Genomic DNA, 7,844 nt, shown 5'->3' on the forward strand with positions numbered 1-7,844 from the left:
GCTGGATATCGCAAAACAGTTAAAAATAGGTATATACTTTATTTAAGTAGTCTTTAACCTATTAATCTCAGATGGCACAACAACCACAGCAACAATCTGGCGATAATTCAATGGCTCCTGTGTGGGTTATGATATTGCTTATTCTAACCGTTTATGTCTTGTGGAGCGTTGGGCACAGGTACATTGTATCCGCTGTTTTTTACATCAATATTCTACAAGCAAAGCTGATTAATTTTTTTATAGGCTCTGGGCAATTGTCGAATGAGATTTATTTAATGCAGACGCTTGACCCAAGCGCTGTAGAATGGGATCAAATGCTTGATCTATCACGAAGTGTAGGCGATTACACTCGTTATCCAGTTGTCGCTATTCTTGTTACATTCGCCATTTTGCTTTATAAATCCAATGTCACGCTAAGGTTTCGCAAAGCATACAATATGCTTTCATTGCGAGCACAAGAGCAATACAATTGGCCAGCTATTATGCCAGTGGTTAAACTGGATTTGGTGGGCATTGATATTAATGAAGGTCCCTGGGCCATGGCATTGACTCCCATGGAGTTTGCCCGCAAGTATCAGTTGCTTAAAAAAGAAGATGTTTTGCTGGATACACCTGTTCCTGGGCAGGAAATGACTGCTGGATTACGGCGAGGTGATGCTAAAAGAGTATTTACCTTACAGTTGGGGCCTTATTGGGATGGGTTTGAACGTTGTCCACCTCATGCGCGCGCTTTAGCTGCAGTGTTCATGGCGCGCATGAATCGTGATCGTAGTTCTGCCATAATGATTTTGGAGTCTCTCGATAAGAGTTATGCTGAAGGTAAACCGGATTACAGTGTTGCAAACAATACCCTAAGAAAGTTTCAAAACACTGAAAATGTACAGCAAGTCGTGGCAAAACATGCCTATCTGTTAACAGTAATGGCGTCGTTATTATATGCAGCACGGGATGATGGTGTTGTGCCGAGTTCCGAATTCTTGTGGTTAAAGCCCATTGATCGGCGACTTTGGTATATGTTGAATTGTGTGGGAAGGCAAACCCCTTATGCAGAAGTTGCGGGCCCTTTTGCTCATTGGAAAGCAGAAAAGGCAATGGGGCGTCGTTCTTTAGTGCCAATGATTGATGAAGCCATTAAAGCACTTGAGATAGCTATCAAAGACGTCAAGCTGTCTCCAAAAGAAATGCAGGAGTTAGAGCCATGATGCGCGGTATTGATTCCCGTAATGAGATTGATCCAACCCAGCTTTTACGAGACACACGAACGCTAGGACAGCGTATTAGTGATTTTTTCTCTAATCCTACCAACGTTTCTATTGTGTTAGTGTCCTTGGCCGCTTCTACTTATTACATATCTGAGGCAGCTATTTTATTGCTGATCATTGGTTTCTTTTGTTTTCTTTATACATTTACCCGTAAGCAAACTTTACCGTTCCGTTTGCCAAAAATTGCACGCGTTAAAGACTATAATGACCTAAAACCAGGCATTCAAACGCCCAATCTTGCTCGCGGAATTGCATTTTTTGGCAATGATCGTAAAACGGGCGAAGAGTTGTGGTTTGCCAACGATGACATGCGGACGCATGCATTGATTTTCGGTTCAACCGGTAGTGGTAAAACCGAAGCATTGGTTTCAATTGCCTTTAATGCTTTGGTGCAAGGCAGTGGTTTTATTTATGTGGATGGTAAAGGTGATAACTCATTATACGCTAAAGTATTTTCCATGGTGCGGAGCATGGGGCGTGAAGATGATTTATTACTGGTAAATTTCATGACCGGTGCGCGTGATATCATCGGGCCACAAGAAAAACGATTGTCCAATACATTAAACCCGTTTTGTCAAGGGTCTTCCAGCATGTTGACGCAATTGGTGGTGAGCCTAATGGGTGGCTCAAGCCAATCATCAGACGGTGATATGTGGAAAGGTCGGGCCATCGCATTTGTGGAAGCGTTGATGCGACTGCTTGTGTACATGCGGGATGAAGGCGCTATTCTGCTCGATGCAGATACGATTCGAAATTACTTTGACCTCCAACGGCTTGAGACGATTGTCATTGACAAGATTTTTCCAAGAGATGATCAAGAGAGTATTAATATTGAATCTATTCCCAAGTTGGTAACCGATCCGCTGCGCAATTACCTTGGAACCTTGCCGGGGTACAATAAAGAAAAAAAAGGAAAGCAAGTCTCGCAAGTATTTGAGCAGCATGGATTTATTACAATGCAGTTGGTGCGTGCTTTTTCTTCCCTTGCCGATACCTATGGCCACATCGTTCGTACTAACTTGGCGGAAGTTGATTTTAAAGATGTGGTATTAAATAGACGGATCCTTGTTGTGCTATTGCCTGCTTTGGAAAAATCCCCTGATGAATTGTCCAACCTTGGGAAAATTATTGTATCTTCTTTGAAGGCGATGATGGCAGCAGGTCTTGGAGAAGAAGTTGAAGGAGACTATCGGGATGTTATTGAGCGTAAGCCTACGAATTCTCCAACACCTTATATTTGCGTCTTAGATGAATATGGCTATTATGCCGTTCAAGGATTTGCCGTCGTTCCGGCTCAGGCACGTTCACTAGGCTTTTCCGCTATCTTTGCCGGTCAGGATTTACCCGCATTTCAGAAAGCATCTAAAGAGGAAGCCGCATCAATCGGTGCGAACACGAATATAAAAATCTGTATGAAGTTGGAAGATCCCACTGAAACATGGGATTTTTTCACCAAAACGGCAGGTGAGGCTTATGTAACTAAAGTGGATTCTTTTCAGACGAAAGAAACCAGTATTGCTAACAGTTATATGGATACCAAGAGTTCATCGTTTGAAAAACGTTCCCGTATTGATTTACTTGATTTAAAAGAGCAGACGGAAGGTGAAGCACACATCTTTTTCCGTTCAAAAATTGTGCGAGCCAGAATGTTTTATGCCAATCCAAAACCAGTAAAAAAATTAAAATTAAATCAGTTTTTGAAAGTGGAAGCGCCTGCGGATGAATACCTTGATAAACTACAAAAGCAACTTGCTGGCTTCCAGAGTATTTTAGAGCGTGGTGATATTGGTATCAATAAGGAAGTGGAGAATGAAGAAATTACGCTGATAAGCAATGCTCTACATGAATCTAAAATTACCGAACCTATTGAACGTGGCGTGGCAGCTTTATTGGCATTCCATGGACATAATGAACCGGAAAAAATAGAAGAACTTATTGAAGAAGAACCACCAGGTACTTTAACTATATTTAGTAAATTGCATTCTTCTATGGAGGCATTGCCAATACTCGTGAAAGAGGTTGAGCGGTTTTCGGAGCCGCTATTGCCTATCAATGAAACCCGCGATTATATGATGTCAATTGAGCGATTAAGCGGTGAAAAAGATAAACTTTCAGGAAATATTGCCAATGAATTGATAAAAGATTTCCAAATGGCTACTTCTTATCCACCTGAAGAGCGAGATCAAATCAGTGCAGATGAGCTGGCAACGCTTGTGGATTCGTTATCTGGAAAAATCCGAGATGAACGAGAAAAAGCAAAAAACAAAGCATAAGATATGTCATGGAGTTCGGAATAAGTCTGAACATTGGTTTCCGAGACTTAATTTTTATGTTTTTCCACCAATTATCCAATTTCATTTTGCATGTATTTTATGCAAATTATAATATTATCTTTCATAAATAGGCCAGATTCTTGAAATTTTCATGTACTGCTTGTAACGTGATGATTTGTATGTTTTTATTTCCTTAGAAATTTTATTGATTTTCGACGTGAGGGTTTAAGTTGAGACGATTGCATGCTCGTTTTATAAGCTTCTCAGCCTGGCTTGCTTTTTCACTGTCCATGCTTGCTTTGGCAAGTTGCTCTAGGCCCGTCCATGTTGTAACGAGCACACCAGCTTCTTTACCCTACAAGGTTGCTGGAGCATCCGATGCTGCGGTTATAAAAATGCAGGAGCGTTTTAACAAAGATGGCATTCAGGTTATTACACTTGGCCAGGATTATCTAATAAGTATCCCATCTAGTTATTTATTTGCCGATCAGTCTCCACGACTCACGTGGGGTTCTTATGCGCTTTTGAACGATATCGCCTGTTATTTAAAGCAATTCCGCAAAGTTACGATTAATGTAACTGCCTATAGCAGCAAATGCAGTTCTCCACAGCGAGAGCGCGCCTTAACCTTGGCGAGAGCGAGGGCAGTCGCTAATTATTTATGGACACAGAATATTGATAGTCGTTTTATCTTTACACATGGCCTGGGTAGTGATAAACCTATAATGGCGCTTGCCCAAGGTGGGGACAAATCACCAAATTCCAGAATCGAAATAGCATTTCGAGATAAAGTTGCTTAATATGGAGATAAGATGAGTCGTGTGGCGTGGGATTTAATCAAAAATTCTAAACATTTCTACGTAGATACTTATCGTAAGGCAATAACGTTTCTTCTTTTTTCTACTGTCCTTAATGTATTCCTGGGGATGGGGATTTATTATGCTTATTTTAATCTTCCGGAGCCGGATTTTTATGCGACGAGCGGCGTGACTCCTCCCGTGATGTTAACGTCTTTGGATGAACCCAATTATACGTCTGTTCCATTGCTTGCGAGTGAGGCCGGATCAAATAATAACAAAGTCATGCCTAACTAACTGAGGATATTATGGCTGAAGATGCATTAACAGCGGTCGCGATGAGAAATCAATTTTATCGCGATGGACAAAGAAAAATAATATTGATCTTATTGGTTTCTATGTTAGTTAATATTATATTAGGGGGCATACTCACCTATATAGTGACTCATCCGCCAGCACCAAAATATTTTGCAACAAGCATTAATGGTCGGATAACACCATTATTCCCCTTGAATGAGCCTAATCAATCGGATTCAGCGGTTTTACAATGGGCGAATCAGGCTGCCATTGCTGCATTTAGTTATAACTTTGTCAATTATCGCAGTGAGTTACAAGCGGCGTCTGGCTTTTTTACGGCTGATGGATGGACTCAGTTTCTGAACGCTCTCCAGCAGTCAAATAACCTTGATGCGGTTAAAGCTAAAAAATTAATCGTCTCTGCGGTGGCAACCAGAGCACCAATTATCTTGCAAAAAGGTGTGTTGAATAATCGTTTTTCATGGCGCGTGCAAATGCCAATTTTAGTAACTTATCAAAGCGCCAGTGAATTTTCTCAACAAAATAATGTCGTTACGATGTTAATTACTCGAGTATCGACGTTGAATTCTCCTCGGGGTATTGGAATTGCCCAGTTTGTGGTTGGACCTGCTAGCGGTGAGACAAGTTGATGAGTTACAATAAATTAGCAATAAAATTTTCTTTATTGGCAATCCTTATGCACGTTGTCGTGGCAGTGGATGCTCAGCAAGTGGATTCTGCTCAACAGGCTCTTGAGCAGTTACGAATGTTACAGCAGCGTTTGTCTCCTGAAAATGAGCAAGCGCAACCCTCTGCAAGACGTCCAGCAGCACCATCAAGAGGAAATCAAACTCAACCAGCTACTGCTGCTGCCGCACGTCGCCCCCCCCCTTCAGCAGTGAAGCCGGATGTTGGGCAGAAAGAAACAGATAGTACTTCTTCATCTTCTATGTCGCCACCTGATAAGGAAGTGTTCGATGAGTTGGCTTATGAGGGGGTAACTGAACAATTATTTCCTTTATCTCCAGAGCAAACCATTCATCTTAAGCAAATGTATGAAACCTCTGAATTTGCCAAGGAGTCGCCTGTTGGGACTCCGCCGAAACCAACCGCTACTTCGCAAATAGTTAATTTATCTCCTGGTTCTACTCCTCCTGTAATACGGCTTTCACAAGGATTTGTTTCTTCTTTGGTATTTCTTGATTCAACAGGTGCTCCCTGGCCAATTGGTGCTTATGATCTTGGTGATCCGAGCGCTTTTAATATCCAATGGGACAAAACCAGCAATACTTTAATGATCCAAGCAACTAAATTATACACTTATGGAAATCTCGCAGTCCGGCTACGTGATTTGAACACACCAGTCATGCTGACATTAATTCCCGGGCAGAAGGCTGTGGATTATCGAGTTGATTTACGCATTCAAGGTTATGGGCCTAATGCCAAAAATTTGCCAACTGAAATAGGAATTCCGCCATCTGCTAATGATTTATTGTTAAATGTTTTGGATGGCGTTCCTCCTCCAGGGAGCACAAGACTTACAGTTAGTGGTGGAGACGCAAGAGCTTGGTTGTTGAATGAGAGAATGTATGTGAGAACGAACCTTACCATTTTGTCACCAGGCTGGATAGGAAGCATGACAAGTGCGGATGGGATGCATGCCTATGAAATGCAGAAATCTCCGGTTTTACTGGTTTCCTGGCATGGTAAAGTCATGCAGCTCAAGGTAGAAGGGTTATAAAAAATGGCAGGTAAAAAAGAAAATTTAAAGGCGCTATTTACCAATACCCGTTCAAGGGTCATTATTATTTTTACTGCTGTGTTGTTGATCATTGCTGTCTTAATCGGAGTGATACGATTTACTGCATCGACTTCAACAGAGCTTCCGCCTTCAGCCCAAGTAACCACTGCGCCGACAGGAATCCAATCTATCCCAGGCTCAATGGATCCTACCGCTCAATATGCAGCATTGCAGGCGCAGCAAAATATAGAACAAGCCAAGCAAGCAGCGGAACAAGGTGGGAGTGCCATTCCAACCATTATACGTACGCAAGCGTTTGGTGGTGATATTCAAGCGGTTGGTCCTCAACATGGAGAAGGAGGCGTTGGTTTTTCAACATTGGCTCTTGAAAGTGCGACAGGACCCCAAAAAAGTCAATGGCTGCAATCGTTGAAGGATGCGAATTGCAGTAAGACTGCCGTTCAGCAAGTTGTTCAGCAAGGAGCGACTCTAAGTGACCTGAAGGAAGCTTGTACATGTCTGCAACTGAAAGACAATGGCTACAAGCTGACGGAGTTGCGGCAAGTATGTTCTTGCACTCAATTAAAAGCAAGTGGCTTTAATGCAAGGCAAATGAAGGAGGCAGGATATACGGCTGGCCAGCTCAGGATATGTGGTTTTGATGCCTGTCAATTACGGAATGCCGGATTTACTGCCCAAGAAATGAAAGATGGGGGATTTTCCGACGGAGAATTAAAAGGAGCTGGTTTTTCTGATAATGAAATTGCGCAGGCAGGAGGGTTGCCTGATGGAATTACTGCTGCGGATGTTAGCAGGGCAGGATGTGATCCAGATGCTTTAAGAAAGCTTCGTGCAGCGGGTGTCACTGCTGCCGCTATTCGTCGAATAAGTGGCTGTAGTGCGGAGCAATTAAAAGCAGCAGGTTATACCGCTCAAGAGCTTAAGAATGCAGGATTTAGTGCCGCAGACTTAAAAAATGCTGGTTTTACTCCAGATGAATTGAGACGCGCAGGCTTTAGTGCTAGAGATTTATTAAATGCTGGTTACAGTCCTGCGCAGTTGAGAGACGCAGGTTATTCACCGGCGGAAATTCAGCAAGCTGAAAATCAGTTGCCTCCAGGTATGACACCGCAAGATGTCAAAGAAACAGGGTGTAATGTTGAGGCCTTAAAAAGAGAACGTCTAGCAGGTGTTAGCGCAAAATTGATTCGGCAATATGCTGGTTGCAGTGCTGCTGCATTAAAAGCAGCCGGTTTCACCGATGATGATCTAGCAAATGCCGGGTTTACCCCTGCCGAAATACGGGCGGCTCAAGGAGTCAGTGATGCAGCCATTCGCGCAGCGGGATGCGATCCGACAAAATTGAGTGCGTTGCGTGCGCAAGGGGTATCAGCAACCCAGATTCATGAATTAAACGGATGCAGTGCGGCGGCCCTCAAGGCGGCTGGATTTAATGCGAGACAACTGACGGATG

General features: G+C 42.8%; 6 protein-coding genes and 1 pseudogene. All 7 read left to right on the plus strand.

The genetic code is table 11. From position 1 onward, the window contains the following. The first annotated feature begins 71 nt into the window (after positions 1–71). Positions 72–1,202, plus strand: a complete 1,131-nt coding sequence (icmP, locus tag E1O52_RS11970; protein WP_133128940.1) for a type IVB secretion system coupling complex protein DotM/IcmP — start codon at positions 72–74, stop codon at positions 1,200–1,202. Next, positions 1,199–3,535, plus strand: coding sequence for a TraM recognition domain-containing protein (locus tag E1O52_RS11975; RefSeq protein WP_133128941.1), 2,337 nt, complete (start codon positions 1,199–1,201; stop codon positions 3,533–3,535). The genes icmP and E1O52_RS11975 overlap by 4 nt, the downstream gene beginning before the upstream one ends. Positions 3,536–3,765: 230 nt before the next feature. Further along, positions 3,766–4,335, plus strand: coding sequence for a type IVB secretion system protein IcmN/DotK (gene icmN, locus E1O52_RS11980; protein ID WP_423202737.1), 570 nt, complete (start codon positions 3,766–3,768; stop codon positions 4,333–4,335). A gap of 12 nt (positions 4,336–4,347) precedes the next feature. Beyond that, on the plus strand, positions 4,348–4,629 hold the full coding sequence (icmM, locus tag E1O52_RS11985; protein WP_133128942.1) for a type IVB secretion system protein IcmM/DotJ: 282 nt from the start codon (positions 4,348–4,350) through the stop codon (positions 4,627–4,629). 11 nt (positions 4,630–4,640) lie between these two features. Next, complete coding sequence (locus E1O52_RS11990) at positions 4,641–5,279, plus strand: type IVB secretion system apparatus protein IcmL/DotI (protein WP_133128943.1); 639 nt, start codon at positions 4,641–4,643, stop codon at positions 5,277–5,279. Continuing rightward, entirely contained in the window at positions 5,279–6,370 is a 1,092-nt protein-coding gene (locus E1O52_RS11995) for a DotH/IcmK family type IV secretion protein (protein WP_133128944.1), read from the plus strand. Before E1O52_RS11990 ends, E1O52_RS11995 begins: the two co-directional genes overlap by 1 nt. Before the next feature lie 3 nt (positions 6,371–6,373). Continuing rightward, a pseudogene (locus E1O52_RS12000) lies at positions 6,374–7,844 on the plus strand (pentapeptide repeat-containing protein); the annotation flags it as partial.

The sequence above is a fragment of the Legionella nagasakiensis genome, from assembly GCF_900639915.1.
Taxonomy (GTDB): Bacteria; Pseudomonadota; Gammaproteobacteria; order Legionellales; family Legionellaceae; genus Legionella_A; species Legionella_A nagasakiensis.